The 25,791-nt window shown below is 60.3% G+C and carries 23 protein-coding genes, 1 tRNA gene and 1 pseudogene; 10 read left to right on the top strand and 15 right to left on the bottom strand.

The window, feature by feature from the left end:
• Positions 1 to 43: 43 nt before the first annotated feature.
• The 8 genes from FJV83_RS08570 to FJV83_RS08535 form a co-directional block, all read right to left on the bottom strand.
• Entirely contained in the window at positions 44 to 1,690 is a 1,647-nt protein-coding gene (locus tag FJV83_RS08570; protein ID WP_246691824.1) for a GMC family oxidoreductase, read from the bottom strand.
• A gap of 3 nt (positions 1,691 to 1,693) precedes the next feature.
• On the bottom strand, positions 1,694 to 3,190 hold the full coding sequence (locus FJV83_RS08565) for a GMC family oxidoreductase (RefSeq protein ID WP_142886071.1): 1,497 nt from the start codon (positions 3,188 to 3,190) through the stop codon (positions 1,694 to 1,696).
• Positions 3,191 to 3,200: 10 nt separating this feature from the next.
• Complete coding sequence (gene ugpC / locus FJV83_RS08560) at positions 3,201 to 4,301, bottom strand: sn-glycerol-3-phosphate ABC transporter ATP-binding protein UgpC (RefSeq protein WP_095773691.1); 1,101 nt, start codon at positions 4,299 to 4,301, stop codon at positions 3,201 to 3,203.
• A gap of 5 nt (positions 4,302 to 4,306) precedes the next feature.
• Positions 4,307 to 5,185, bottom strand: coding sequence for a carbohydrate ABC transporter permease (locus tag FJV83_RS08555; protein ID WP_142885967.1), 879 nt, complete (start codon positions 5,183 to 5,185; stop codon positions 4,307 to 4,309).
• Entirely contained in the window at positions 5,175 to 6,071 is an 897-nt protein-coding gene (locus FJV83_RS08550) for a sugar ABC transporter permease (protein WP_142885968.1), read from the bottom strand. Before FJV83_RS08550 ends, FJV83_RS08555 begins: the two co-directional genes overlap by 11 nt.
• 93 nt (positions 6,072 to 6,164) lie before the next feature.
• Positions 6,165 to 7,418: an ABC transporter substrate-binding protein gene (locus FJV83_RS08545; RefSeq protein ID WP_246691823.1), complete on the bottom strand. Its 1,254-nt coding sequence runs from the start codon at positions 7,416 to 7,418 to the stop codon at positions 6,165 to 6,167.
• 66 nt (positions 7,419 to 7,484) lie between these two features.
• Positions 7,485 to 8,795: a histidinol dehydrogenase gene (gene hisD / locus FJV83_RS08540; protein ID WP_142885970.1), complete on the bottom strand. Its 1,311-nt coding sequence runs from the start codon at positions 8,793 to 8,795 to the stop codon at positions 7,485 to 7,487.
• 97 nt (positions 8,796 to 8,892) lie between these two features.
• Positions 8,893 to 10,695: a thiamine pyrophosphate-binding protein gene (locus tag FJV83_RS08535; protein WP_142885971.1), complete on the bottom strand. Its 1,803-nt coding sequence runs from the start codon at positions 10,693 to 10,695 to the stop codon at positions 8,893 to 8,895.
• 403 nt (positions 10,696 to 11,098) lie between these two features.
• Between FJV83_RS08535 and FJV83_RS08530 the strand changes: the two genes are divergently transcribed.
• Complete coding sequence (locus FJV83_RS08530) at positions 11,099 to 11,815, top strand: hypothetical protein (protein WP_246691822.1); 717 nt, start codon at positions 11,099 to 11,101, stop codon at positions 11,813 to 11,815.
• A gap of 40 nt (positions 11,816 to 11,855) precedes the next feature.
• Here FJV83_RS08530 and FJV83_RS08525 read toward each other — a convergent pair whose 3' ends face one another.
• Positions 11,856 to 12,677, bottom strand: coding sequence for a helix-turn-helix transcriptional regulator (locus FJV83_RS08525; protein WP_095773686.1), 822 nt, complete (start codon positions 12,675 to 12,677; stop codon positions 11,856 to 11,858).
• Between the two features lie 138 nt (positions 12,678 to 12,815).
• Here FJV83_RS08525 and FJV83_RS08520 point away from each other — a divergent pair, with 138 nt between their 5' ends.
• The 3 genes from FJV83_RS08520 to hisN are packed head-to-tail and all read left to right on the top strand — an operon-like array spanning position 12,816 to position 15,561.
• On the top strand, positions 12,816 to 13,811 hold the full coding sequence (locus FJV83_RS08520) for a Gfo/Idh/MocA family oxidoreductase (protein ID WP_246691821.1): 996 nt from the start codon (positions 12,816 to 12,818) through the stop codon (positions 13,809 to 13,811).
• A gap of 43 nt (positions 13,812 to 13,854) precedes the next feature.
• On the top strand, positions 13,855 to 14,733 hold the full coding sequence (locus FJV83_RS08515; RefSeq protein ID WP_246691820.1) for a sugar phosphate isomerase/epimerase family protein: 879 nt from the start codon (positions 13,855 to 13,857) through the stop codon (positions 14,731 to 14,733).
• Positions 14,734 to 14,778: 45 nt separating this feature from the next.
• Entirely contained in the window at positions 14,779 to 15,561 is a 783-nt protein-coding gene (gene hisN, locus FJV83_RS08510) for a histidinol-phosphatase (RefSeq protein WP_142885973.1), read from the top strand.
• A gap of 29 nt (positions 15,562 to 15,590) precedes the next feature.
• Here hisN and FJV83_RS08505 read toward each other — a convergent pair whose 3' ends face one another.
• The 3 genes and pseudogenes from FJV83_RS08505 to FJV83_RS36910 all read right to left on the bottom strand — a co-directional run.
• Positions 15,591 to 16,403 carry an MFS transporter gene (locus FJV83_RS08505; RefSeq protein WP_142885974.1) on the bottom strand — a complete coding sequence of 271 codons (813 nt, stop codon included), beginning with the start codon at positions 16,401 to 16,403 and terminating at the stop codon, positions 15,591 to 15,593.
• Between the two features lie 622 nt (positions 16,404 to 17,025).
• A complete protein-coding gene (locus FJV83_RS08495; RefSeq protein ID WP_246691841.1) occupies positions 17,026 to 17,586 on the bottom strand; it encodes a DeoR/GlpR family DNA-binding transcription regulator in 561 nt (186 codons plus the stop codon).
• Positions 17,587 to 17,637: 51 nt separating this feature from the next.
• Positions 17,638 to 17,781, bottom strand: a pseudogene (locus tag FJV83_RS36910) (DeoR family transcriptional regulator); the annotation flags it as partial.
• A gap of 56 nt (positions 17,782 to 17,837) precedes the next feature.
• Between FJV83_RS36910 and FJV83_RS36370 the strand changes: the two are divergent.
• The 3 genes from FJV83_RS36370 (at position 17,838) to FJV83_RS08485 (ending at position 20,608) form a co-directional block, all read left to right on the top strand.
• Positions 17,838 to 18,035, top strand: coding sequence for a hypothetical protein (locus FJV83_RS36370; RefSeq protein ID WP_179296458.1), 198 nt, complete (start codon positions 17,838 to 17,840; stop codon positions 18,033 to 18,035).
• A 1,089-nt stretch (positions 18,036 to 19,124) separates the two neighbouring features.
• Positions 19,125 to 19,376, top strand: a complete 252-nt coding sequence (locus FJV83_RS08490) for a hypothetical protein (RefSeq protein ID WP_095773681.1) — start codon at positions 19,125 to 19,127, stop codon at positions 19,374 to 19,376.
• Positions 19,373 to 20,608, top strand: a complete 1,236-nt coding sequence (locus tag FJV83_RS08485; RefSeq protein ID WP_246691819.1) for a tyrosine-type recombinase/integrase — start codon at positions 19,373 to 19,375, stop codon at positions 20,606 to 20,608. The genes FJV83_RS08490 and FJV83_RS08485 overlap by 4 nt, the downstream gene beginning before the upstream one ends.
• A gap of 21 nt (positions 20,609 to 20,629) precedes the next feature.
• Here the strand turns inward: FJV83_RS08485 and FJV83_RS08480 are convergent.
• A tRNA-Ile gene (locus FJV83_RS08480) sits at positions 20,630 to 20,705 on the bottom strand.
• 134 nt (positions 20,706 to 20,839) lie between these two features.
• On the opposite strand from FJV83_RS08480, the gene FJV83_RS08475 reads away from it, so the two are divergent.
• Positions 20,840 to 21,550: an SIMPL domain-containing protein gene (locus FJV83_RS08475; RefSeq protein WP_095773679.1), complete on the top strand. Its 711-nt coding sequence runs from the start codon at positions 20,840 to 20,842 to the stop codon at positions 21,548 to 21,550.
• A 272-nt stretch (positions 21,551 to 21,822) separates the two neighbouring features.
• Here the strand turns inward: FJV83_RS08475 and FJV83_RS08470 are convergent, their stop codons facing one another.
• Together FJV83_RS08470 and FJV83_RS08465 are read right to left on the bottom strand one after the other, a co-directional pair.
• Positions 21,823 to 22,209, bottom strand: a complete 387-nt coding sequence (locus tag FJV83_RS08470; RefSeq protein ID WP_095789166.1) for a hypothetical protein — start codon at positions 22,207 to 22,209, stop codon at positions 21,823 to 21,825.
• A 203-nt stretch (positions 22,210 to 22,412) separates the two neighbouring features.
• Positions 22,413 to 22,859, bottom strand: a complete 447-nt coding sequence (locus FJV83_RS08465) for a YcgN family cysteine cluster protein (RefSeq protein ID WP_095773677.1) — start codon at positions 22,857 to 22,859, stop codon at positions 22,413 to 22,415.
• Positions 22,860 to 23,057: 198 nt separating this feature from the next.
• Between FJV83_RS08465 and FJV83_RS08460 the strand changes: the two genes are divergently transcribed.
• Positions 23,058 to 25,322, top strand: coding sequence for an OmpA family protein (locus FJV83_RS08460; protein WP_142885976.1), 2,265 nt, complete (start codon positions 23,058 to 23,060; stop codon positions 25,320 to 25,322).
• 249 nt (positions 25,323 to 25,571) lie between these two features.
• Positions 25,572 to 25,706 carry a hypothetical protein gene (locus tag FJV83_RS37510; protein ID WP_280951033.1) on the top strand — a complete coding sequence of 45 codons (135 nt, stop codon included), beginning with the start codon at positions 25,572 to 25,574 and terminating at the stop codon, positions 25,704 to 25,706.
• Positions 25,707 to 25,791 lie beyond the last annotated feature (85 nt).

The raw sequence follows: 25,791 nt of genomic DNA, 5'->3' as shown, positions 1-25,791 counted from the left end.
GCGTGAAGCAAAAGTGCCTCCCGGCAAGCAATGACAAGGACAGTCAAGTCGCCTCTGACAGAAACGATGCCGCTCTCTCGCCTATCATGATGCAAACGGCGTTGGGATTTCCCGAGATTAGCGTCGGCATGACCGAGGCATCCGCCACGCGTAGTCCGTCAATCCCGCGGACGCGAAGATCCGGGCCGACAACCGCCATTTCGTCCTGGCCCATCCGGCAGGTGCCGGCTGGGTGTAGCGCAGCATGGGCCGTTTCAAGGCAGAAATTTCTGATGTCCGAGCGGGTCTTCATCGTGGGCGCAGGCGTTTGCCGCGCCGCGATATAGCGGCTGATCGCCGGCTTCTCCATGATGTCGAGCGCAGCCATGGTGCCTTCGGTCACCGCGTCGAGATCGTAAGGATCGGAGAAATATCGGGGCACGACTCGCGGATTTTCGGCAGGGTTCGCACTCTGAAGCGTGACTTCGCCGCGAGAGCGCGGTCTTATCTGACCAAGGTTGACGGTGCAGCCATTGCCGCCCGGAACAGTATCGACGCCTTCCTCGATACCGGCACCTACCACCATGAAGAACTGGACGTCGGGCACCGTTTCATTCTTGTTTCCCCACCAGAAGGCGCCGCCTTCTATCAGATTCGATGAAGCCGGCCCGCCACGAAACAGAAGGTAGTTCAGTGCTGCCGCGGCCTTCCAGTGCAGCTTCTTGTATTTGTCGTAGCTGTGCGGTCCGTTGAGCTGGTAGACCAGCGACATCTCAATATGGTCCTGCAGATTCTGGCCTACGCCTGGTAGATCCATCGCCACCTGGATCCCATGTCTGCGCAGTGCGTCCGCCGGGCCGATGCCCGACAACATCAACAGTTTCGGCGAAGAGATTGCGCCTGCCGACAAGATGACCTCGCGCTCTGCGTGGAGAACCCACCTGCGACCGTTCACGAAATATTCGACGCCGGTCGCCCTGCCTTGTTCGACGATGATCCGGCTGACGCGTGCGCGTGTCCGCACGTGCAGGTTCGGACGACGGCGGGCAGGCTTCAGGAAAGCAGTAGCGGCACTGCTGCGCAGACCGTTTCTGGCCGTGATCTGGTAAAGGCCAGATCCGGCCTGATCGCCGGAATTGAAATCGTGGTTATAAGGGAGACCCGCCTGCTGGCATGCCTGGAGCCAAGCGCGTGTCAGCGGATGAATGTTGTCAATGTCGGAGACCCCCAGCGGGCCGCCAACCGCATGCGCTTCGTTGCAGAACCTGTTGTTGTCTTCCGAGCGAAGAAAATACGGCAGCACATCCCCATAGTTCCAGCCGCTGGCGCCAAGTTCTTCCCAACGCGCATAGTCTGAAGGAACGCCGCGAATATAGATCATGGCATTGACGGAGCTCCCGCCGCCCAAGACGCTCGCCTGGACCATTGTAGGCGTTGCATCGGGCGATTGCCCGGCCATCGGCTCCCAGGGGATTCGCTTCAGCAAAGGCCCTTGGGCAGTTTTGTAATACGCCCCCGGTATATGTATGTACGGGTTGATATCATTCGGCCCCTCTTCGAGCAGGACGACCGAGACATCAGCATTTTCGGACAGTCGGGAAGCAACGACACAACCGGTTGAGCCGCCACCGACGACGATGTAGTCGCACTTCCCTGCGACTGTCTCGGATCGCGGCAGAATTCCCCATCGAGCGGATCCAAAATTAGCCATGGTTCACATCGCCCTGATCGCCGCTCCGGCTTTCAGAGCCAGAGCCGCTATGGTCAACGCAGGATTTACTGCCGCCGACGTCGGCAGCACAGACGCGTCTGTGACATAGAGGTTCGCGATGTCGTGCGACCGACAATCAGGCGACACGACAGATGTGTTCGGGTCGTTGCCGAGCCTGGCCGTGCCGCACTGATGCGATGTTGTCTTGCGGCCGAACGTTCGGGTGAGAACAACAGGGAAGCCGGCTTCACGCATCACTGCGCGCGTCCGCCTGATTAATGTCTCGTGCGCACCCATATTGCTGCGGACCCAGTTCATGACGATGCGCCCGTTGCGGATGGTCACACGGCTTTCGGGATTGGGCAGATCCTCACTGGTCAGGAACCAGCCGTAGCAGTTTCGCGCAACGAGGCCGGCCAGCCAGCGCGGCAGCAACGGTGCGTTGGCTTTGAGAATATTGCCGGTGATGTGACCGAGCAATTGTACGTTGCCCAACGGAAAGCTGCCCAGCGGGTCCTTGTTGTAGAAATCGTTGAATCCAAGCGTTTTCTGATAGACGGCGGTGTTTCGACGAAAAGGGTCGATGGCCAGCATCGCCGTCGTGTTGTGGTTCATGAAGTTGCGGCCGAGCTGATCGGAACTGTTTCCAAGACCGTTCGGATAAACCGAATTCGACGACCGAAGCAGCAGCGCCGCACTTTGCACAGCGCCGGCAGCCACGGCGAAGACATCGGCGCCTATGCTGTGCTCGACACCATCCTTGATGAAAACCGCAGCCACAACCCTCTGTCCTGAAGCATCCGTTACCACGCGCTGAACATTGGCGCCGGTGAGCAGCGTGACATTCGGATGCTCCAACGCCTGGGTGAGCGGGCCGACCTCCGCATCGATCTTGCCTTTGCCGGTATTCGGAAAAGCGTCCCAGCCTGTTTTTGCCCGCCGCAGCCATGCGTCGATATCGACGGCGAGCGGCAGGCTTGCCGGATGGATTCCGGTCTGCCGCAGCCGCTGGCGAACAGTCGCGATTGCAGGTTCGTCGGGAACGGGAGGATAACTGTATGGTCGGTTACGCGGCGGCTCGGTCGGGTCTTGCCTGGCATCGCCGCGGACCCCGAACAGGATCTCCGCACGCTCATACCACGGCTCAAGTTCAGCGTAGGAGATCGGCCAGCCAGGCGAGCGCCCGCCCACGTGATCCCGCGGATTGAAATCTTCCTGCCTGTAGCGGTACATCACTGCGCCGAAGAACTTCGAATTGCCGCCGACATAGTAGTAATTGCCAGGCAGGAAGCTCTCGCCGTCCGTCGCCAGCCATTCCTCGCTCGATCTGTAGAAGCCATTCTGGAAGATGGCGATATCGTCGCGCGCCTCTGGCGTATCCCTGAGGTGCTCCCCGCGTTCCAGGATCACGATGCGTCTTCCGGTGTCGGCGAGGCTGTAGGCAAGCGAGCTGCCGCCGATGCCGGAACCGATGATGACAATGTCTGCGGCGTGCTCCATCATCGGGCCCTCAGTCGATCCGCTCTTCGGTTTGGGCGTCAAATAAAACGATCTTGCTCGTATCGACCGACAAGGTGGCTGTCTTGCGCGCCTCTACCGTCTTGGGAGGAACGCGGGCGGTGACTTCCACGCCACCAATCTGGAACAGCGCCAGCGTATCTGGGCCGGTTGGCTCGACGACATCGATATGGACCGAGAGTGTCCTGCCCGGCTCGCCGGCAGAGACACTGAACAGCTCAGGCCGTATGCCGACGAGGACTTTGCGCCCGTTGAACTTTGCAGCGCTTTCCTTCGTGATCGGTATGCCGGAAATACGCACTGGCTCCATGTTGACGACGTCGAGAACCGCAACGGCAGTCGCCGAGTCGATCTCCAGCTTTCCCGGTATCAGGCTCATCGAGGGCGAGCCGACAAACCTGGCGACGTAGACATTTGCCGGCCTGTCGTAGACCGTCTGTGGGTCGGCCAGTTGCTGCACAACACCGTCTTTCATGACCGCGACGCGGGTCGCCAGGGTCATCGCCTCGATCTGGTCATGCGTCACATAGACAGTCGTGGTTCCAAGCCGTGCATGCAATCGCTTGATCTCGGTGCGCATGTCGACGCGCAGCTTGGCGTCGAGATTGGACAGCGGCTCATCGAACAGAAACAGCTTCGGCTGGCGAACAACAGCACGGCCCATCGCCACACGCTGGCGTTGGCCCCCCGACAGCTGACCTGGGCGGCGGTCGAGCAAATGGCTCATCTGCAGCATCTCGGCTGCCGCTAGAGTTGCCTTCGCACGTTCAGTGGGCGGCACACCGCGGATTTTCATGCCGAATTCGATATTCTGACGCACCGTCATGGTCGGATAAAGCGCGTAGGACTGGAACACCATGGCGATGTCGCGATCTTTCGGCGGCAGATCGTTGACGACTTCGTCCGCGATCCGGATTTCGCCCGACGTGATGCTTTCCAGCCCGGCGATCATGTTGAGCAGGGTGGATTTACCACAGCCCGACGGCCCAAGCAGGACAAGAAAGTCGCCATCGGTGATCGAAATGCTGACCCCCTTCAGGACGTCAACTGCGCCGTAGGATTTCCGAACACGATGGATTTCGAGAGTTGCCATTTGGATCAACCTTTTACCGCGCCAGCCGTTAGGCCGCGCACGAAGTAACGTCCCGCAACGACATAGACGATGAGGGTAGGCAGGGCGGCGATCATGGCGGCGGCCATGTCGACGTTGTATTGTTTGCGTCCCATCGAGACGTTGACGATGTTGTTGAGGGCTACGGTGATGGGAGCATTTTCGCCGGCGGTAAAAGATGCCCCGAACAGGTAATCGTTCCAGATCTGGGTGAACTGCCAGATGCAGGACACGACAATGATCGGCAGCGCCGTTGGCAGCATGATCGACACAAAGATCCGAATGAACCCGGCGCCATCGATTTGCGCTGCCCTGACAAGTTCATCGGGAATGCCAACGAAATAGTTGCGGAAAAACAGCGTGGTGAACGCGATGCCGTAGACTGTGTGGACAAGTACCAGTCCCGGAAGCGTACCTGCGAGACCAAGGATGCCCAAAGTTTGCGCCATGGGAAGGATCACCGCCTGAAACGGCAGGAAGCAGCCGAACAACAGCAGCCCGAAAATTACGTTTGAGCCGGGAAACCGCCATTTGGTGATCACGTAGCCGTTGATCGCACCAATGCCGGTTGACAGGACCACCGCCGGGATGGTCACCAGCAGTGAGTTGATGAAGTAAGGTTTGAGGCCCCTGCAGGCAGTTCCATTGCAAGCTTCGGACCAGGCGCTGCGCCAGGCGTCGAAGCTGATTTGCCTCGGCAGGCCAATAAAGGAGCCTGCATAGATCTCATCCAGATGTTTCACCGAAGTGGTGATCATCACCCAGAGCGGCATCAGGTAAAATGCAGCCATGAAAAACAGGCTGCTGTAGATGAAGGCACGACCGATTCCATGCTGTCGACGGAGAGACGCGGCATTAGTGGCCATCGCGGGGCTCCTTCAGCTCTGAATAGAGGTAGGGAACAATGATGGCCGCGACTGTCATCAGCATCATCATGGCGCTGGCCGCACCAACGCCCATCTGGTCACGCCGGAAGGTGGCCGAGTACATGAAGGTCGACGGCATTTCGGTAGAGGAACCGGGCCCGGTGTTTGTCAGCGCCAGAATGAGATCGAAGCTCTTGATCGCGATGTAGCTGAGCAGAACGATCACGCTCAGGAAGGCAGGCCGCAGCATCGGAACGACGATGGTTCGATATATCCGCGGCAACCCTGCACCTTCAATCTGTGCGGCCTTGATGACCGAATTGTCGATGCCGCGCAGGCCGGCCAGGAAAATCGCCATGGCGAAGCCGGTGGACTGCCATACCGCGGCGATCACCACGCAATAAATCGCGAAAGTCGGCTGCGCGATCCAGTCAAACACGAAGCTGGTCCAGCCCAGATCATTGACCACCTTCTGCACGCCCAGAGCGGGGTTGAGGATCCATTTCCAGGCGGTACCTGTGACGATGAAGGACAGCGCCATCGGGTAGAGAAAAATCGCACGCAAGGTGCCTTCGACACGTATCTTCTGATCAAGAAGGATCGCCATCAACAGTCCGAGGCCGGTGGTCAGGCCGAGGAAGAGTGCTGAAAAGACAAACAGATTGAACACCGCCGTGTGCCAGCGCGGCGTCGACCACAGGCGGAGATATTGATTCAAGCCGACGAAATCGTATTTCGGCACGATCATGGAAGATGAGAGCGAAATCCAACCCGTCCAGCAGATGAAAAGGTAGACCGCAACCAGCACAACCAAAAGGCTGGGCGCCAGAACCAGCCGCGGAAGCCAATTCGCAATACGGTCCGATAGTGGGATGGGTCTGCTCATCGACTTGCCCTGTGGTTTGGTCAGTGGAGCGGCGCGGAAATGCGCTGCCGGGACAGTACTGGGAGGAATTGCCCCGGCAGCTGAACGCGCGCCTCAGCGTGCGTTGCTAATGCCGTCGACCAGGGATTTGACCGCGTCTTCCGCACTCATGTCTGTGACGAAAAACTTGCCGACCACATCCTGGAACACGCCGGAGAAGCGCGGCTCGACGGCAAAGCCGTCAGTGAGCGATCCGTATATGGCGTTGTTCTTGATGGCTTCGACGCGGTCTGAAAAGCTGCGCTTGGCGCAGTCGTCAAAATCGTCCATCGCCACGTCGAGACGAGCCGGGATCGAACCCTTGATCAGGTTGAACTTTTTCTGAACCTCCGGGTCCATGATCGCTTCCGCGACCGCGTCCTGCCCTTTTGCAATATCGGCATTGTCGATCTTGAAGCCGCCGAATGTATCGAACACGAATTTGTAGTTCGGCGTGGCGGTCGGCGTCGGGAAGCACAGGAAATCGACGCCCGGCTTCATGCCCTTGGCGAGGAATTCGCCCTTCGCCCAGTCGCCCATGATCTGCATGCCAGCCTGGCCGTTAGCGACCATGTTGGTCGCAGCCGCCCAGTCACGGCCGGTGAAGCCGGCATCATGCAATCCACGCACCTTGCCCAGAAGTTCGAAGGTCTTGATCATCTCGGGACTGGAGAGCGCCGTTTCATCAAGATCGATTGCGGCTTTCTTGTAGAAATCGGGGCCGTTGACATCGATCAACATTGATTCGAAGAGCTCTTCGATCTGCCAGCTTTCATCGCTCATCGCGATCGGGGTAACACCAATCGCTTTCAGCTTTTCACCACTTGCAATCAGTTCATCCCAGCTCGTGGGAATGGCGATTCCTGCCTTGTCCAAGACAGCCTTGTTCGCCCAAACCCAGTTCTGACGATGCATGTTGATCGGGGTCGAGAAAAAGCTGTCATCCTGTTCCAGGAATTGCAGCATGACCGGCGGCAGGTCGGCTTTCCAGCCTTTCTTGGCATACAGATCATTCAATGAACGCAATGCGCCTTCCTTGGCCCAGCCCAGCCCTTCGAAGCCTAGGAACTGCATCACTGCAGGCGGATTGCCGGCGGCGACACGGGTACGCAGCGCCTGCTGGGCGTTGGCGCCATTGGCGCCGCCGACCGCGCTGTCCTGCCATTCGAAACCCATGGTCTTGAGTTTGTCGGTGAGCACCTTCAGCGCGCCGACCTCGCTTGCCGAGGTCCAGACGTGCAGACCTTCGATCTTGGTTTGGGCGGTTGCCTGCCCAGCAAAGGACAGGCCGAGCGTCGTGGCCAACAGAATTTTCTTGAGTTCAGTCATCGTCATTCCCCTTGTTGATGTTGAAATGCCCGGTCGCCTATTCGGCTGTTATCGGGCGGTTGGCAGTCAGCGTGGATCGACCGGCATGGCATAGCCGACGTTTCGCCCCCCGTAGCGGCGGACCCGGATGTTGGATTGTTCGGCGTGGCCGACGAAGCCCTCCATGAGGGAGAGACGCGAGCCGTACTCCCCGATGAGCGCGGAGGCCTCGTCCGTCAGGATGCGCTGATAGGTGCAGGTCTTGAGGAACTTGCCTACCCAGAGCCCGCCGGTATAGCGGGCGGCCTTATTGGTCGGCAGCGTGTGGTTGGTGCCTATGACCTTGTCGCCGAACGAAACGTTCGTGCGAGCCCCCAGGAACAGCGCGCCATAGTTCCTCATGGAGTTGAGGAAGTAGTCGGGGTCGCGCGTCATCACCTGGACATGTTCGGAAGCGAGACGATCGGCCTCGGCCACCATCTCTTCGGTCGTCTCGCACAGGATGATCTCGCCGAAATCCTGCCAGGCCTTTGCCGCGATGGCCGCCGTTGGTAGGATCGTCAGCAGGCGCTCAATTTCGGCGACTGTGTCCAGTGCCAGCTTTTCGGAGTTGGTGATCAGCACCGCCGGCGAGTTCACGCCATGCTCGGCCTGGCCGAGCAGGTCGGTCGCAACCAGCTCGCCATCGACGCTGTCGTCGGCGATCACCAGAGTCTCGGTTGGACCGGCAAAGAGATCGATGCCGACCTTACCGAACAGAAGGCGCTTGGCTTCGGCCACATAGGCATTGCCTGGCCCCGCCACCATGTCGACCGGAGCGATCGTTTCGGTCCCGTACGCCATGGCCGCGATTGCCTGGACGCCGCCGAGACAGTAGATCTCGTCGGCCCCGGCCAGGGCCTGGGCGGCCACGATCTTTTCGGCGACCTTGCCCTGGAAGGGCGGTGCGCACGTGATGATGCGCTCGCAGCCGGCAACCCTTGCCGTGAGCACCGTCATATGCGCCGAGGCAAGCAGTGGATACTTTCCGCCCGGCACGTAGCAGCCGACGTTCTGGATCGGCACGTTGCGGTGCCCAAGGACGACGCCCGGCAGCGTCTCGATCTCAAGATCGAGCAGTGTTGCGCGCTGCGCCTCGGCGAAGTTGCGGATCTGGTCCTGCGCGAAATCAAGGTCTTCGCGTTCACGCCCGGTCAGCGAGTTGATGCAAGCGTCGATCTCGACCTTGGTCAGGCGATAGGAGTCCCGGTCGAACTTGTCGAAACGGATCGACAATTCGCGGACGGCCCTGTCGCCCCCCTGCTCGACCTGATCGAGGAGTGTCTGGACCGCGCTCGTCACGGCACCGTTGCCGCCGTTTACAACGCTGCCTCGAGCCGACTTGATGGTGCGTATCATGGCAATGGCTCTTCGTTTGCAGGGCCTACGCCCCGCACTGCGGTCTGAATCGATGGAATGAAGCGCGAGCAGCCAGGGCTGCTCGCCCCAGGCACGGCTACATGTGCTGTTCGAGCACGCGCTTCTCGGTGTAAGCCGCCTGCTCTTTCTCGTAGTAGGCGGGCGATGGAAAATCCCACCAGCCGGTGGCAAACGGGCCGGCTGCATCGCGAGAGGTTATGACCTCGACTAGCGCCGGGCCGCCACAATCGAGAGCGGCCTTCAGCGATTTCTCCAGATCCTCGTCGGCCGTGACCTTCCAGCTCTCGACGCCGAAGTTCCTCGCGACCGCCGCAATGTCGGCGCTGTAGGGTTCGCCATTGCCCTTGTGACGGTTGAATTCCGAGGCGATGTGTCGTCCCATGAACTTGCGCTGGCCGCCGCGGATCGACATGTAACCCTGGTTGTTCTGGACCAGGAACACGACCGGAATGTTGTTCATCGCGGCCGTCCCGAGTTCGGGCAGCGACATCATGAAATCGCCATCTCCGGTGATGGAGACAACCTGACGATCCGGCATTGCCAGCTTCGCGCCCATTGCCGCGGGAACGGCCCAGCCCATCGGCGAGAACGAGCCGGAAGTGAGATGTGTCCGCGGCTGGTAGATCGGGAACGTTTGCTTGACCGCGCCTTGAGTGTTGCCCGAGCCGACAACGACGATGCCGTCGCGACTCATGACCGTGCGTAACGCGCCAAGCGGCCGTTGTGACGTGAAGGGCGACTCGCGGCTGTCGCGGCGCGGCGCAAGCAGCGCTTCCCAGTCTGCCTTCGCTTTCTGGACATCGGCCAGAAACCTGTCGCGGCGCATGACCGCTTTCTTCGACTCGTCCTCCGAAATCATGGCCAGCATCGCTTCTAGCGTTGCCCTGGCGTCGGCCACGATGCCGACTTCAGTCGGATAGTTCTTGCCGATCTCGTGATGATCGAGATCGATGTGGATGAGCTTGCCCGGCGGGATCGAGAAGCTGACGCCCTTGGCGTAGGAGGAGGCCGACCAGTCAGTAAAACGGCAGCCCACCGACATGACGACGTCCGCCGAGGCGGTGATGCTGTTTCCGCAGGTCGTGCCGGTCTGGCCGACAGCGCCGATGAACAGCGCGTGATCTTCGGAGATCGCACCTTTGCCATTCCAGGTAATGGAAACCGCCGCGCCCAGTTTTTCCGCCAGCCTGGTGAGTTCGCTCGATGCGTTCGCCGAGATGGCGCCCCCGCCCGCCACGATCACCGGACGTTCGGCCGAGAGCAGCAGCTTCACGGCGCGCTCGACCGCTTGCGGGTCGGGATAGGAAACGCCTCGTGCCATGCGAAGGTCAAGGGGATGAATCTCGACATCGGCTGCCTCGACCTGGATGTCCATCGGAACCTCGACATGCACGGGTCCTGGGCGGCCGCTGAGCATGGTGTTGAAGGCGCGATGCATGATGAAGGGCAGTTCATCCACGCGGCCAGCCTTGTACGAACGCTTGGTGACCTGCTCGGTGATGCGGGGGAAGGCGTTCTCGTTCTGCCGTTCGATCTCCTGCATCACGCCGTGGCCCTTCATATGGGTCGCCGGTCCGCCGGAGACATAGAAGGCTGGAATCGAGTCGGCATAGCAGGTCGCGAGGCCGATGATCGTGTTGGTCGCGCCGGGACCGATCGAGGTCGAACAGGCCATCGGGCGGCCGCTAGCCCGGAAGAAGCCGTCAGCCATGTGGACGGCGCTCTGCTCATGCATGACCTGGATGAACGGAAGGGTCGACCCCTCTTCCAGGAAGGCGTCAAACAGCGACCAGATGCCGTGGCCGGGAACGCCAGCCACGTACTCGACGCCATACTCCTTGAGTGCCCTTGCAACGATTTGACCGCCCGTCAGCTTCATCTGTTCGACCCTCTGTTTTTTTTGCTCTTTTGCCTCAAGCGGTCGTCTGCTCAAGATGAGGGTCCCTGAAAACCGGCCCTCGGTGATAGCGCAAGTAGGCAGACAATCGAGGGATTGTGACAAGTTCGCAGAATGCGTTTCCTTGACGCGAGATGACGCACCATTCGAGAATAAGTGCATCAAACCCGTTCGGCCGATCAGCTCTTACGCCAAACGATCAGAAGGATAACGGGCTAACCGCATTCGACATCGGCTATCGTGACACGCCCCGGGCCGAACAGCAGGAGCACCGGGTCTCGACGGTCGATGCGACGCAACATGACGCATATACGACGTCATCCTGCGAATTAATTCATCGATCCGCGCACTTCCGCCGGCTACGCCCGTGTGGCTTGTTGGTCTCATGACAATTCATGCACCAGATACGATGATGAAGAACCAGGCCAGAGACCTATCGTTCGCCGACGACTTCATTTTCGCCATGCTCGTCGAGAACGTCGTCGAATATGACGTCGAGGACGCCGTCGTCGTCAACATCAGCGCCTCGCCCATGATTACCGGCGATGAGCATCCTGCGGTCGTCCCTGCCTGGAAATCCACCCAGTTGAAGGGAGGACGCATCAAATCGGCGGAGCGTGCAGCACTTCTCAGGGTAAAGAATGCCGTCAATCTCGGCGGCTGCATGTTCCGCGGCTGGGACTGGCTCGGCAACCGCATCAAGAGTTTCCCGCGCGACACGCCGCTTTTCATTTCACCGCAGGACGAGATCGGCACGGTAACCACCGATCCCTATGTGTTCACCAATGAGCGTCGCACAGCGGAGGCGCCGCAGACCTTCAGGCTGAAACTCAATCTATGGTGGTCGCCGGGCGATACGGACTGCTTCATCCACAATGAGCATCGGTTCCTGGAAACTCATACCCAGATCCACGGCAGCGGCCGCATGCAGAAGTTCCGGGAACGGGCGGCGTCCACGATCTATGAGGACGTGGTAATGCCGGTCGGCTATTCGCACGATCCATTCTGCCGGGTGACGGGCGAAAACCAATGGACCTATCCCTGGCATCGCTACTATGCCGATACGGATTCGGTCTGGCTGGCGATCGAACTGCATCCCTGAGCGTCATTTCGAAACCTTCTTGCGTCCGGCCAAGGCCACCTCACATCTGGATCATGTCCAGCCCGTCCCCCAGATATTGCAGCGCCTCGCGGGGGATTGCCGGGTCGTTGCGATCCATGACCGTCAGAGCCTTGAGATGCTCCCGGCGCAGTAGGCCTGGCCCACGGTAATGCAGCGCCACTTTGGTCGAGTACGGCTGGCGAAAAACGTTGGCGGCGATACCGCTGGAAATGCCGAACATGAACCGCTTGGCATTGCGCTTCACCTGAGCATAGACGCCAAACGTGAGTTCGTTGCACTGAATGCCCTCGAAATCGGCAGTGAACAGTCGATCGGCAAGTGGAAAGCAGAAGCCGTAATATTTAAAGATGTACTCGGTCTTTCGAGGCGTATCGAAACTCGGGAATCGCTCGACGTAATAGTGCTGCAAAAACTCCCGGTTCCTGTAAATGCAGAATGCGGATTTGAGGACAAATCCCTTGTAGATCGACGAGAACTGATAGCGGTCATAGATACCGGCGATTTCGTTGTCCTGCGAATTGTTCTCGACGATCATATTGGAAATAAACCGCGAAAACTCCGGCAATTGCCGCGCCGTCGCCATGGCATGAAAGAAATTTCCATCCACGAGCGTCCGGAATTCTTCTGGGTCCGAGAAAAGGATGGGCACGCTCAACCCGAAATAGTTGGCGATTATCCGGATGTTGGCTGCCGACGGAACATGAGCCCCGGAAAGATATTTGTTGAACTGCTGGCGATTGACGTTGATCTTGCGGCAGACTGCGGCAACCGAGCCGTGCTGGTCACACAAGGTTCTGAGATTGGCAGCCAACGCGCCAGTGTTCTCGCCAATATACGTCACCGCAGGCCTCTCCAGCAAATATGAAGCAACTAGACGCTACGACTACGCCGAAGTGAGAAGGACTTCAATAGGATGCGAAATTGATGGCGACGCAAGCGGGCTCCATAGTTTGCAAGGTATAGCCGGGAGGGATGTTCAGTGGCAGCAGGCGCCAAGGTGGGTTGGTCCTTCATGGGGACCGGAACCATCGCTACGGAGCTGGTGGTCGAGGCAATCCGATCGGTCGGCCATTCGCCGCTGTGGGTGGTGAGCAGAAGCAGGAGGGATGCCGACCATTTCGCCGTGGATCTTGGCATTCCGCATTCGACGACCGAGCTTGGCCCTGTTCTGCAGGATCCATCGGTCGGGTTCGCCTATATCAGCGCCAGTCTCAAGCGCCGGCCGCACTACATCACTGCGGCAGCCGGTGCGGGCAAACACATTCTGTGCGACGGGCCGATTTCCTGCACCAGCAAGACGGCCAGCGCATTAGTGGAGCTATGCCGGGCCGCGCGGGCGTCGCTGGTGGTCAATCAACGCTTGCGGGCATCGACTATCCATCAAACGATGCGGCGGTTGGTACGGGATGGCGACATCGGCGCGGTTCAATCGATCGTGTTGATACGTGGAGGGCCCTATCAGGCCCCGCCCAACCGAAGAGCCCGGGACTTCAACGATGGTAGCGGAATTTACCTCGACGTCTCCGTCGAGAACATCGACCTGGCGCGTTTCCTGACCGGTGCAGAACCGGTAGAGGCCACTGCTCTGATCACATCGGAAAAAATGGTGCCGAGCCAAGCGACCTATATACTCCGGCTCAGCGATGGAAGCCTTTTTCAGGCCTATGAAAGCTTCAGGACCGCCGACATCGAAAGCATGGTGCTCGTAGCGGGCGATAGAGGTGCCCTGATTGCGCAAGGCACGCTGAATGGCCGCACGTCGGGGACGCTGATGCGACGAGCCGACGGGAGGAACGAAGCTGTCCCCGTTCGCGACCACGATGTCCACCTCGCAACCGTTAGAGAATTTGCCAATACGCGCGGCCAAACGCCGTCCTGGCTATCGCAGGGCACTGACAGTGTTATTGCCCTGCGAACTGTCGAAGCCGTCGCCATGTCCGCGAAAAAGCGCCGTACGGTTCCCATTCAAGGCTAGCGCTATCCAACCCCAACGATGCTGTACTCGGCAGGGAGTCATGATGAAAAGCAATCCCATCCTGTTCCACTCGCTTGCCGCCCGGCATTCCACGCTCGCCATCGATCTCGACATCGTTCGCGAGATCGGGTTCGACGGGCTGGAAGTCTCGGCCGCCAAGATGCGCGCTTTCCTGGATGCCGGCTTCACGGCCAAGGATCTGAACAAGGCCTTTGACGGCGTGTACGTGCCGGGAACTGGCTTCCTTGTCGACATCGAGCGCCAGGGTGAAGGCAGGGCCGCGCTGATGCGCGAAGCCGACAGCCTGTTTCAGCTTGCCGCCAGCGCCGGCATAAAGGGCGTGCAGGTCATTACTGGCCCGCTCAGCCTGAAAGCTCTGGATGACGCTTCCGCCGCCGCGACCCCCGGCCTTTACCGCGGTGTCGTCGGTCTGCCGCTCGAGACGCAGATCGATCTCACCGCTTCAAATCTGGCAGCGGTCGCCGACCTTGCGGCACAGTATGGGCTGCTGATCTACCTGGAGGCACTGTCCTGGACGCCGCTCAACACGATCGACAGGCAGCTTCGGACAATCGAGATCGCCAATCGCGACAATATCCGGCTCGTGATCGACTTCTGGCACTGCTACACGTCCGGTGACACGCCCAAGCGCATCGCTCGGCTGCACAAAGACATTATCTACGGTGTCCACATCTGCGATTCCCTCGCCTATGCCGGCGGCGTCCCTGACGAGAACATGCTGAGGGACGTGCCAACGGGAAACGGAGTGCTGAACCTCAAGGAGTGGGTCGATGCGGTAAAGTCGACCGGCTATGACGGCTGGTGGAGCTGCGAGCTGTTCTGCCGGCGGCAGCATCAGGAAAACAGCTATGACGTGGCCCGTAGCCTCAACGCGCTGATGCGGGACCTTGTCGGCGCCTGACGACCTCATCCCCAGCTACCTGCCCCAACCGACAAGTGGAACGCCATGCACAATCTGCCAGACATCTCCTTCTTCCATCGGCTTGCGGATGCAGCCGCGAACGTTGCCCTGGCCTACTATCGCAAGCCGATCGAGGTCGAGGAGAAGGTGAAACCGGGTTATCGCTTCGACCCGGTGACGATTGCCGACAAGAAGGCGGAACAAGTCATCCGCGCGCTGATCTCGGGAGAATTCCCGGACCATGCGGTGCTTGGCGAGGAGTTTGGCGAAAGCGGCCAGGGACCCGTCAAATGGATCATCGACCCGATCGACGGCACCCGCCCGTTCATCTGCGGTATTCCCGTCTGGGGCACCCTTATCAGCCTGACGGTCGATGGAAAGGCCTGCATGGGCATGATGAGCCAGCCCTTTACCGGCGAACGGTTTTGGGCCACGGGGACCGAGGCGTGGACAGGTGGCGCATCAGGCTCGAGCCGGCTGCAGACGAAGGCTGCGGGCTCGTTGGCCACCGCGATCCTTCATACCAATTCACCCGACAGGTTTCCGGATTTCCCCGACATCAACTTCGCCCGCCTTAAGGATGCCGCGCTGATGACCCGCTACGGCGGCGAGTGCTATGCCTTCGCGATGCTGGCGGCTGGGCAGATCGACCTTTGCCTCGAGCCCAGCCTGCAGCCCTACGACATCGCGGCGCTGATTCCAATCATCGAACAGGCGGGAGGCGTCGTTACCAATCTGGACGGAAAGTCGGCAGAAGATGGTGGCGCCGTGCTGGCTTCAGCAAACCGCCATTTGCATGAGGAAGCGCTGTCACTGATCAACGGCTAGCTGTCTTGCCATGGTGGCAATGGACAGCATCATTCTTTGCGAAGCGCCCGCGTAGCCAATGCAACCAGGATAAAGGCCGCGGCGATCAGCATGAATGTGACTGACAGAGAAGATACCTGTGCCACGAAACCGAGCACGGCAGGTCCCAGCAGCAAGCCGGCATAGCCCATCGTCGTCACGATTGACATCGCGCGGCCGGCGAATGCCCCGCCGGAGCGGCCGGCAGCAGCGAATGCCAAAGGCACGAGATTGGCAACGCTAAGACCGCATAGCGCCAAGGCGAGGAAGACGACGACAACGTTGGCTGCCAGCACCAGCAACCCTACCGAAGCCGCACAAATGATCGAACAATAGTACAAGAGCCGCGTCGAACCGATGCGGGCGGTGATTGCGTCGCCGAACAGGCGTCCGAAAGCCATCATCGTTGCGAAGACCGCGAAACCATAGGCGCCGGCGCTGTCGGTTCCACTGAACGCATTGACGATGTAGATGGCGCTCCAATCCATGATTCCGCCTTCGCCCATCATGGACAAGAAGGCGATTGCCCCGATCAGATAAAGATACGCTTTCTGCGCACGGTCGAGTCTGCCGCCGCTGCTGGCTCCAGCTTGAAGGGCATCGGCCGGGTCAGCATTTCGCGATGAGCCTAATCTGGCGACGATCGCAAACGTAGCGACGCCGACACCGGTGGCTCCTAGGCAAATCGCCAGCGCCCCGCCGTGAGACAAGATCTGGCCGACAGTGAAAGCGCCGGCCAGATTCCCAAAACTGAACATCGCATGAAACGAAGACATCAGATGCCGGCCGGAGCGGCGCTCCAGAGCGGATGCATCGGTGTTCATCGAGACATCCAGTGTGCCGAAGCCGGAAACGTTGCTGGCATTTGACTCCGCGGATGGGTGCCCTGTGCCGGGATCATAGCCAGCCGTCTGAAGGAACAGACGACATCAGTTGAGTTCGCACGGCAACTTCGCAGAGACCCGTTGCCCGACGCACAGCGACGCACTCACCCGCTTGAGTCGGTATCCATTTTTGATCGTCTGTGCCGACTCGGAGATCCAATGCCGAGTTTGTTCGGCCGGCGAGCGAACTTGGCTCTCTCTAATGCGACCTGACAATCGCCACTGCTATTGTCTCAGCAGCCATAACAATGAGCGCATTGACGTTGGCAGAGGGAATTTTCGGCAAGCTCGAGCCATCCACAACGCGCAGATGTTCAGTCCCGTCGGCGCGCGTGGCCAGGGCCCGACGATCACAGGACGGGTGCCGGTCACCGAAAATCCTCGGACACGAGCGTCTGGTGTTCACTGAAACGAAAATCGGCCCCATCACACAACGCGCTTTGGATCAGACGGTTTGCCCAATGTGCCGGGGACGAGCTTGAACTGACGTTGCTGCGCAACAGGCTTCACCGAAGAGCGGATCGAGACGGTGTCAGATGGAATATAGGCCGTGCCGTTGGCGTCAGAAAGGCTGAAGGGCTTTTACAATGCTGGCTCCGGCTCGCACTAGATCGTCGAGATGGCTTATTGGCGCATCGTGCTGGAGGACTAGACAGTCGATCTCACTTATCTCGGATACGCGGTGCGGCGCTCTCACCTCTAGCTTATCCGTCGTAGCCAGGGCGATAGTATATCCCCTGGTAGCCACCAGAGCCCGCTTGAAGGTAGCGTCTGCAATGGCGAATGCACTAAGGCCGAATGTTGGAGAAACCGAACAGACGCCGATAAAGGATCTGTCGATGTTCATCTGCGCAAGACTTCCTATAGCCGTGGCATCGACGCAACCGCCGACAGCAAGATCGACTGTCCCGCCGAGCATAATGAGGTTCAGGTCCTGTCTTCGCAGCGCTGCGCCGGCAATATCTATGGAATTGGTGGCCAAGGTCAGATCGTAGCCTTTCGGCAAGAAATCGATCAGCGCCAGATTGGTGCTACCGCTGTCCAGAAATATGAATTCTCCAGGCTCGATCATTGTCGCGGCGGTTTGCGCAAGCGCCTGCTTTTGTCGATGCTGGGTGTCCATTCGGACTGACATTGGAACACTGCTTGCAAGAAGTGGGAGTGCTCCGCCATAGACGCGGCGACAGCGCCCCGCTGCTGCAATCGCCCGCAAGTCCCGTCGTATGGCGTCTTCGGAGATATCGAACTCGACCGCAAGTGCCGCGGATACGACAGCCTGCCCCTGGCCGATGACTTGGACTCCATGGCCACCATGCACGGCGATAGCGTTGCTGCGGTGGCAATTGATGCGCTTAACGCCGGATGCGATTCCTATTGCTCGCTGATACCGGCACCCAACTGGACGAGATCGCGGATGCAATCGAAACAGCAGCTCGGTTGGAAACGATTTCAGCCGAGGCGTTAGCAAAATCTGCTACCAAGGTTCGACAGCTGTCACGCAAATATGAGGCGCAAAACTTCCATTCGGTAGAAGATAAATGCGGTCAGCGAGTCGCTGGATCAGCTTCTTGAATCAATTTGGGCGAACCGCCTCATAACCAACTGGCAAATAACGATTATGTTAGTCGCCGAGGGACAGGATTTTCAATAGAAACTCAAGGTTTTAGCGGCCGGTTCGCCAATCTATGTCCGCCGTATGTTCTCGCATGCACTGCCGAACCATAAATCAAGAGGAGGAATGCCCCCTCCCGGAGGCATACACGGTTCGCGCGCGTTGAATGCAAACGCGCCTTCCGAGCTAATCCGGCGACACCGCGCTAGGTTTGACCCGAGACCAGGCCTCGCTCGGCGATAAAATCCCGCCTCGCCGCGTCTCGCGCCAGCGCCTCAAGGATTCGCTTCAATAGTTCATCCTTGTGAGGGCCGGCCAAATCGAGAATGGTTTCCACCTCGACGCCGTCGGCCGTAAAGAATCGAACTGGGGAGTCTTTTTTCTTTCGCACCATAGTGAGCCCATCAAACTGCGTTTGGAATAAAAGCAGCGCCGTACCAAGGCATTGCGAGACCAAAAAGGACGCGTGAAATACCCTAAGGCATTCGCATCTGGCTGTCGCCAATCTCCCACCCTGCCGCTGCTTCTTCAACCCTATCGAGCAATCGTCGGCATTCACATCATCCGTCTGGGATGAGTATCGTGGGCAAGCCGTCCCGCTGCACGCTTTCCCGCACGCGTGTGTCGCAGGCATTCCGGCGTTGAGATGGATGCGCTAAGAATCTCTGCAAGCGAGCTAACCAATCGTCACGCGCAAGATGCAGATGCGTTGGCCAAAAGAACAGAACGGAACGGAGATGTTGGTATGCCGTGTCCAGGCGACCTTCGACACCACCGAGTACCCCCTCGCCGGGACAGTGGCGCGCGATGTTGGGGTGACACGGCGTAGGCCAATTTTCGAACGAACAAGGGATGGTAGCGCTCTCCCGACTCGAACCCACGCAGCCGCGGTCTGCTATCCAATTTTCACGCCGTCACCGCCGTTTGCCGCATTGGCCGGACAGATCCATTCCAGGCATAGCAAGGAAAGCGTAGCGTGATTGCTTCTTAGGTGAATGCTCCACTGTCGCGGAACTCAGCCCGCGAGGCGATGTGCAGCGAGAAAAACAATGAAACGCGCACTTGGCGGGCTCCTGCTGTTCGGCATTAATCGAGAACAGGCAGCGGTAGCTATCGGCGTCAGTCCAACGACGTTCGACCAGATGGTCGCGGATGGCCGTATGCCACAACCGCGGATGCCCAGCAAAGAGCGCTATGTCTGGGACGTGAAGGAACTGGCAGAGGCATTCGGGCGGCTACCACACCGCAACAGCAAACTTGACGGGGTGTCCTCCAGCGATAATCCTTGGGATCGCAGATGATGGACGTGGCGAGCACCATGGTGAAATTCAATCTGAAAGGCGTTGTCGAAGACAGGGATCGGCACGGCAATATCCGGCTGTACTTCCGCGCACCGGGAAGAAAAAAGATCCGCCTGCGAGAAAAGCCAGGTTCAGCCGAGTTCCACGAAGAAGTGCGCTGTGCGCGAGATGGCGTTCCTTATGCTTCGGCTCAGAATGTGGTCAGGCCTGTAGTGAGGCCAGTGGCCCCCGGGGGCAGTCTGATGTGGCTTTGCCAAGAATATTTCCGGCGCGGTGGCGCAGAGGTCGGCGAAGGCACGATGCTTCGACGACGAACAATACTCGAAGGCGTTTGCAAACTGCCTCACCCGCTGAGCGGGCCAGTCAATCCGGACTTCTCGACGAAGGGTTCATTACCATACGCGGCCATGAAGCGGGCTCACGTCAAGGAGCTCCGTGATACCCGGTCAGACGCCCCGGGAGCAGCCAACAATATTACAAAAGCCATTAGCGCGATGTTCGCTTGGGCCAAGGATGCCGAGATGGTCGAGGTCAATCCGGCAAACGGAATAAAGCGCCTGACTTCGGGCAATGGCGAAGGTTTCCACACATGGGAAGTGTCGGAGATCGTCCAGTATGAGAAACGGCATGCGCGCGGCACCATGGCTCGTATGGCGCTGGCGATTTTCATGTTCACAGGTTTGCGACTGTCCGATGCAGCAATCTTCGGCAGACAACACATTACCCAGGTTCGCAACAAGGATACCGGGATTTGGGAGAAGTGGATCAGGATCAAGCCTGGCAAGACCGACAAGAGCAAGGTGCGCAAGGAAGCGATTGTCGTCGAACTGCCTCTGCTCCCAGAACTCGAGGATGAACTTTCCGTCGCCCCGGCCGGCAACCTGACATTCCTCGTCACCGAGTATGGTCGGCCTTTCTCGGAAAACGGCCTTGGTAACAAGATGCGCCAATGGTGCGATGAAGCGGGGCTCCCGGGCTGCAGCGCCCACGGGGTCCGCAAGGCAGGCGCCACCGTTGCCGCAGAAAACGGTGCCACGCATGAACAGCTGAAGGCGATTTACGGCTGGACGACGTATCAGCAGCCCGATCATTACATCCGCAAGGCACGCCGCCGGATAGTGGCGCAGTCTGCCCGGACGCTTCTGGTATTCGATCGAAACGAGAACGAAAATGTCCCACTTTTGGAGGGGGTGGAAGAGAGTGGGACAAAAAAGTACAGAAAACCCAATTAAATCAACGGCAGCGAAAGCCAATGGTGGGCCCGGAGGGACTCGAACCCCCAACCAAGCGGTTATGAGCCGCCGGCTCTAACCATTGAGCTACAGGCCCCACGCGGGATGGATTAGTGTTTTTCGCTTTCCGGCACAAGGCTTTCCCGACGGGCTTTCGCGGATCGCCCAAATCACCCCATAATCGCGCTCTACGCGACCTGTGCGACTGGATCGCAGACCAAGGAGATTTTCATGACCAGACATCTTTTGCCCCTCGCGCTCGCCGCTTCAGTCGCTTTTCCGGCGATGGCTGGAGCCGCCGATTCGCCGACGCCCGCCCGCATCATTGTTTCGGGTGAAGGCGAAGCGACCACTCCTCCCGACCTGGCTTTGCTGTCGCTCAGCGTGATGCGCGAAGCCAAGACGGCGCGTGCCGCCCTCGATGCCAACAACGACGCCATGGCCGCCGTGATCGCTGCGATGAAGGCGGCGGGCATCAAGGATCGCGACCTGCAGACGGCGGGCATCCAGATCAACCCGCGCTACAACTACACCAACAAACCCGATGGGAGCCAGGAAGCCGAGTTCGTCGCCTACCAGGTGACCAACACGCTTTCGGTGCGCGTGCGCGACATCGACAAGACAGGCGAGATCCTCGACAAGGCTGTTTCGCTCGGCGTCAACCAGGGCGGCGGCATCGCCTTCACCAATGACGATCCGGCGGCCACCGTCACCGAAGCGCGCAAGAAAGCGGTGGCCGACGCCATGGCCAAGGCTAAGACGCTTGCCGCGGCGGCCGGCGTCAGCCTCGGCAAGGTGCTCGAGATCACGGATCAGAACATCAGGCCGGCACCGATGCCGATCAACGCCAAGGCTTTCGACGCCGCGGCAGGCGCCGCGCCGGTGCAGGCCGGCGAGAACGCCTACAACGTCCAGGTGACTGTCACCTTCGAACTGAACTAACCAGCGTCGACAATCCATGGCGGGGCTCTTCGCCCAGCCATGGATTGTCCGCCGGCGCGCATGAAAAACCCCGCGGGATCGTTCCCGCGGGGTTTTTTTCGAGCCGCGCCCGCCCGATGGGACAGGGGCTCCGCTAGTCCAGGCTCATCTTCGAAGAAGATGATGCCTCCAGACCGACCTTCGCAGAAGGTCGTGTCTCCAGACTGCCCCCCCTAGGGGTCATGTCTCCAGGCTCATCTTCGAAGAAGAGGATGCCGCTCCGATTTGCAGCTTCAGCGATAGATAACCGGGCAACCGCGTTGGTTGGCGAACACGATGACGACGCGGTCGCCGTCCTGGCGGCCCATGACCTTGACCACGCGGCGGTTGACGTCGACGATGCGGGCCCGGTAGAGGCCCATGCGCTCCGCCTTGTCGAGGGCGCGATCCGGCGAACAGCCGCGGCGCCAGCCGTCGCGGCGCCAATCGTCACCCCGCCAGTCGTCGCGGCGCTCATCGCGGCGATGCCGATAGCCGTCGTCGCCGGTATAGACGCCGAAGCGCGGATCCTGGTTGTTGCCGAAGCCGAGATAGAGACTGTCGGCATGGGCAGGAATGGCCGTCAGCGCGCCGAGGCCGACCAGGGCCGAGAGCGCTGCCGTTTTCACCGTGTTGAACATGGTCTTCTCCTTGTTGCGGGCTTGTGCCCGTCCTCTTGAAAGCGATGATGGGAGAATGCGCCAGCCTGGCTGAACTGTTTACGAACCCGCCGTTCATCTGCGGTTCATGTGGCGGGAAAAGGAAATCGTCGCCAGGTTTCGGACAATGCGCGCCCAAAAATTCCTGCTCGTGTTCCTTGTCGGGAGCCGTATTGAGGCGGACCTCAAGGCTCGTCGTCGAGCATATAGTCAAAATAATCTTCGGGCTCGGCTAGATCGGTTTCGCTCGCCTTGACCCGGCCGCGCATCGAGATGCCGGCCTCATGCACGGTCTCCGCACTGCCCGACACCAGCCGGTGCCACCAATAGAGGTCGCGACCCTCGGCCACCAGCCGGTAGGCGCAGGTGCTTGGCAGCCAGCTGATGGTACGCACATTCTGCGGCGTCAGCCCGACGCAATCGGGGACGCGCGCCAGCCGGTTGGCGTAGTCTGAACAGCGGCAGGTCTGCGCGTCGAACAGCCGGCAGCCGACACTGGTCCAGTAGATCTCGCCGGTATCCTCGTCCTCGAGCTTCGACAGGCAGCATTTGCCGCAGCCATCGCACAGCGATTCCCACTCGGCCGGGCTCATCTGCTCCAACGTCTTTGTTTTCCAGAACGGCGTTTTCATTTTGGGGATGTGGCCCCAGCCGCCGCCGAGGTCAAGCGCGACGACGGTTGAAATGCGGCCGCAACCCGCCCGAATGACATGAAGTTGCCTTCAAAAGGCCGGCCAATCGCCCTGTACGGTGTCTATCCCCGCCAAACCGGAACCAATCGGGCTAAGATCGGTTTCGGCAAGGATGGGACCCCACAAGGAGAGTTTTCGATGAAACGCCAACCATGGATTCTGGCAGGCACCGCACTTGGCCTGTTGATGGCATCCGCGCCGTTGGGCGCGTTCCCGCTTCAGGGAAGTGCCTCGTTCGGCCCCATGCAAGGTGGTGGAACGCCGCTGATCCTGGCACAGGACGCACCGACCGACGAGGCGCAGCCGGCCGACCAGGAGCAGCCGCGCAAGAAGAAGCGCGATCAGCAGGCCCGACAGGCGCCGGCCGAGCAGGCAGCCCCTGCCGCCGAACAGCCTGCTCCACCCGCCGAGGAGCAGCAGCCCCGCAAGAAGAAGCACGAACAGCAGCAGCAGACCGAGCAGGCGCCGGCCGAGCAGGCGGCACCCGCCGAAGAGCAACAGCCGCGCAGGAAGAAGCGCGATCAGCAGCAACAGGCCGAGCAGGCGCCGGCCGAACAGGCGGCACCCGTCGAAGAGCAGCAGCCGCGCAGGAAGAAGCGCGACCAGCAGCAGCAGACCGAACAGGCGCCGGCTGAACAGGCGGCCCCCGCCGAAGAGCAGCAGCCGCGCAGGAAGAAGCGCGACCAGCAGCAGCAGACCGAACAGGCGCCGGCTGAACAGGCGGCACCCGCCGAAGAGCAGCAGCCGCGCAGGAAGAAGCGCGACCAGCAGCAGCAGACCGAGCAGGCGCCGGCCGAACAGGCTCCGGCTGGTGAGGCACAGCCCGCCAACGACAACCAGCCAGTCAAGCCCGGCAGGAAACACAAGCAGGATCAGCAGAAGGAGGCGCCTGCTGCCCCTGTAGTGACGCCGGAAGCCGCCCCTGCGCCGAAAGAAGCTCCGGCCGGCGAAGCAGTGACGCCGAAGGTTGAACCCGCGCCTGCCGGCGAACAGCCGGTCCAGGGCGAGCAGCCCCAGGACAAGACAAAGAAGCACGGCAGGAAGCCGGCGGGCGAACAGCCCGCGAATGGCGAGCAGCCGGCGACAGGCGAACAGCCGCAGACCGGCAAGCAGCCCGCGACGGGCGAGCAACCGGCCAATGGCGTGAAGCCGGCAACCGGTGAACAGCCCGCCAATGGCAACACGGCCGCGCCTGCCCAGGGCGAAAACCCCGTGCAGGGCGAAGCGCCCGCCGACAAGAACGCTGCGCCCATCCTCGACAGCCAGAAGGATGCCCAGCGCAAGGGCGGCGGCCGCAAGCATGGCGACCAGAACGGCCAGCAGAATGGCGAACAGCAGAATGGTGGCCAGAACGCCCAGCAAGGCGGCGACCAGGGCCAGAAGCCGGCGGTCGCTCCTGTCGACCAAGGCCCGCCTCCAACCGACGACAAGTCAGCCCAGCAAGCGATCAAGCCTGAAACGCTCGTCCCGGTAACGGAAGAGAAGGGCAAGCGCCTCGACCGGGCCCCCGACGAGAACATCCGCGACCGCCGTCGTCCCAAGGGCGTCGACGTGCTCAAGGAGATCGGCGACCGCGTCATCATCCAGCTCGGCGGCCAGACGATCGTGCAGAGCAATGAGGGCTCGCGGATGAACCGCGGCGCCAAGGACGTCTATTACGAGGATCTGTCGCAGGGCCGTACACGCGAGACGGTCCAGCGCGACAATGGCGTCCAGATCGTCACCATCCGCAACCGTTACGGCGATGTCATCCAGCGTTCGCGCATCACGCCGGATGGGCGCGAATATGTGCTGAGCTATGTCGACGAGCGGGACTATCAGGATGAGGGCGACTGGCGCGATCCCGGCGACGACCTGCCGCCGATGCGGCTGACCATCCCGCGCCGCGATTACATCCTGGATTCGGAGGATGTCGAGAGTCCCGACGACTACTACACCTTCCTCGACCAGCCGCCGGTGGAGAGGGTCCAGCGTCTCTATTCGATCGACGAGGTCAAGCGTTCGGCCCGCGTGCGCGACATTGCACGCCGCGTCGACCTCGACACGCTGAACTTCGAATTCGGCTCCTCCTCGATCTCCGACACCGAGGTGCAAAAGCTCGAGGGCGTCGCTAGCGCCATGGAGAAACTGCTGAAGAAGAACCCGGCCGAGACCTTCCTGATCGAGGGCCACACCGACGCCGTCGGCACGCCGGAAGCGAACCTTGCTCTGTCGGACCGCCGCGCCGAAGCGGTTGCCGAAGCGCTGACCAATGCCTTTGGCATCCCGCCGGAGAACCTGACGACGCAAGGCTATGGCGAGCAGTATCTGAAGGTCAACACCTCGGCGCCCAACCGCGAGAACCGGCGTGTCGCCATCCGCCGCATCACCTCGCTGGTGGCACCGGTCGCCAGCAACAATTAGGTCATGATTTCAAAACCATGACCTGGTTTGCGGACTCAATGCGAAAAGCACCCATCCCCGGCTCGATCGGGGATGGGAAAGGCTCGGGTCCAGCCCCCGGGCTCAAGAAGATTTGTACCGGCATCGGAAGCGGCTCATTGAATCACAGGCTTGCTGACCCCAGATTCAGGGCTGGGCGTTCCCTGCCCCGTCCCGACTCCAGCGGGACGTATTGAGCCCCGCCGGCCCTCTCCGGCGGGGTTTTTTGCTTTGGATCCATCTTGCAAAGAGCGACGGCCTGGTCTGACCATCATCCACCTCGCCTTCGTCGTCTCGGCGCTGATGCTGGCCTATATCGATCGGCTTATGGGTCTGAGCAAAGGCAAGAAGGGCAAGGCAGGCTGACCCTCGTCACAGACTGGCCAAGGCGGCCCCGACTTCGTCATCCTAGAGCGGAGCAGCCGCGTAGCGGCGTCGCGAAGACCCTAGG

The sequence above is a fragment of the Mesorhizobium sp. WSM4307 genome, from assembly GCF_007003945.1.
Lineage (GTDB): Bacteria > Pseudomonadota > Alphaproteobacteria > Rhizobiales > Rhizobiaceae > Mesorhizobium.
Note: the sequence above shows the minus strand (reverse complement) of the source record. Positions and strands in the feature narration are given on the sequence as shown.

Coding starts and splice junctions, on each gene's coding strand:
- FJV83_RS08570 (WP_246691824.1), bottom strand. CDS start 1,690: ATGGCTAATTTTGGATCCGCTCGATGGGGAATTCTGCCGCGATCCGAG.
- FJV83_RS08495 (WP_246691841.1), bottom strand. CDS start 17,586: ATGGACACCCAGCATCGACAAAAGCAGGCGCTTGCGCAAACCGCCGCG.
- FJV83_RS08505 (WP_142885974.1), bottom strand. CDS start 16,403: ATGAACACCGATGCATCCGCTCTGGAGCGCCGCTCCGGCCGGCATCTG.
- FJV83_RS08555 (WP_142885967.1), bottom strand. CDS start 5,185: ATGGCCACTAATGCCGCGTCTCTCCGTCGACAGCATGGAATCGGTCGT.
- FJV83_RS08545 (WP_246691823.1), bottom strand. CDS start 7,418: ATGACTGAACTCAAGAAAATTCTGTTGGCCACGACGCTCGGCCTGTCC.
- FJV83_RS08460 (WP_142885976.1), top strand. CDS start 23,058: ATGAAACGCCAACCATGGATTCTGGCAGGCACCGCACTTGGCCTGTTG.
- FJV83_RS08490 (WP_095773681.1), top strand. CDS start 19,125: ATGAAACGCGCACTTGGCGGGCTCCTGCTGTTCGGCATTAATCGAGAA.
- FJV83_RS08565 (WP_142886071.1), bottom strand. CDS start 3,190: ATGGAGCACGCCGCAGACATTGTCATCATCGGTTCCGGCATCGGCGGC.
- hisN (WP_142885973.1), top strand. CDS start 14,779: ATGCACAATCTGCCAGACATCTCCTTCTTCCATCGGCTTGCGGATGCA.
- FJV83_RS08475 (WP_095773679.1), top strand. CDS start 20,840: ATGACCAGACATCTTTTGCCCCTCGCGCTCGCCGCTTCAGTCGCTTTT.
- hisD (WP_142885970.1), bottom strand. CDS start 8,795: ATGATACGCACCATCAAGTCGGCTCGAGGCAGCGTTGTAAACGGCGGC.
- ugpC (WP_095773691.1), bottom strand. CDS start 4,301: ATGGCAACTCTCGAAATCCATCGTGTTCGGAAATCCTACGGCGCAGTT.
- FJV83_RS08470 (WP_095789166.1), bottom strand. CDS start 22,209: ATGTTCAACACGGTGAAAACGGCAGCGCTCTCGGCCCTGGTCGGCCTC.
- FJV83_RS08550 (WP_142885968.1), bottom strand. CDS start 6,071: ATGAGCAGACCCATCCCACTATCGGACCGTATTGCGAATTGGCTTCCG.
- FJV83_RS08485 (WP_246691819.1), top strand. CDS start 19,373: ATGATGGACGTGGCGAGCACCATGGTGAAATTCAATCTGAAAGGCGTT.
- FJV83_RS08535 (WP_142885971.1), bottom strand. CDS start 10,695: ATGAAGCTGACGGGCGGTCAAATCGTTGCAAGGGCACTCAAGGAGTAT.
- FJV83_RS08465 (WP_095773677.1), bottom strand. CDS start 22,859: ATGAAAACGCCGTTCTGGAAAACAAAGACGTTGGAGCAGATGAGCCCG.
- FJV83_RS08515 (WP_246691820.1), top strand. CDS start 13,855: ATGAAAAGCAATCCCATCCTGTTCCACTCGCTTGCCGCCCGGCATTCC.
- FJV83_RS08530 (WP_246691822.1), top strand. CDS start 11,099: ATGACAATTCATGCACCAGATACGATGATGAAGAACCAGGCCAGAGAC.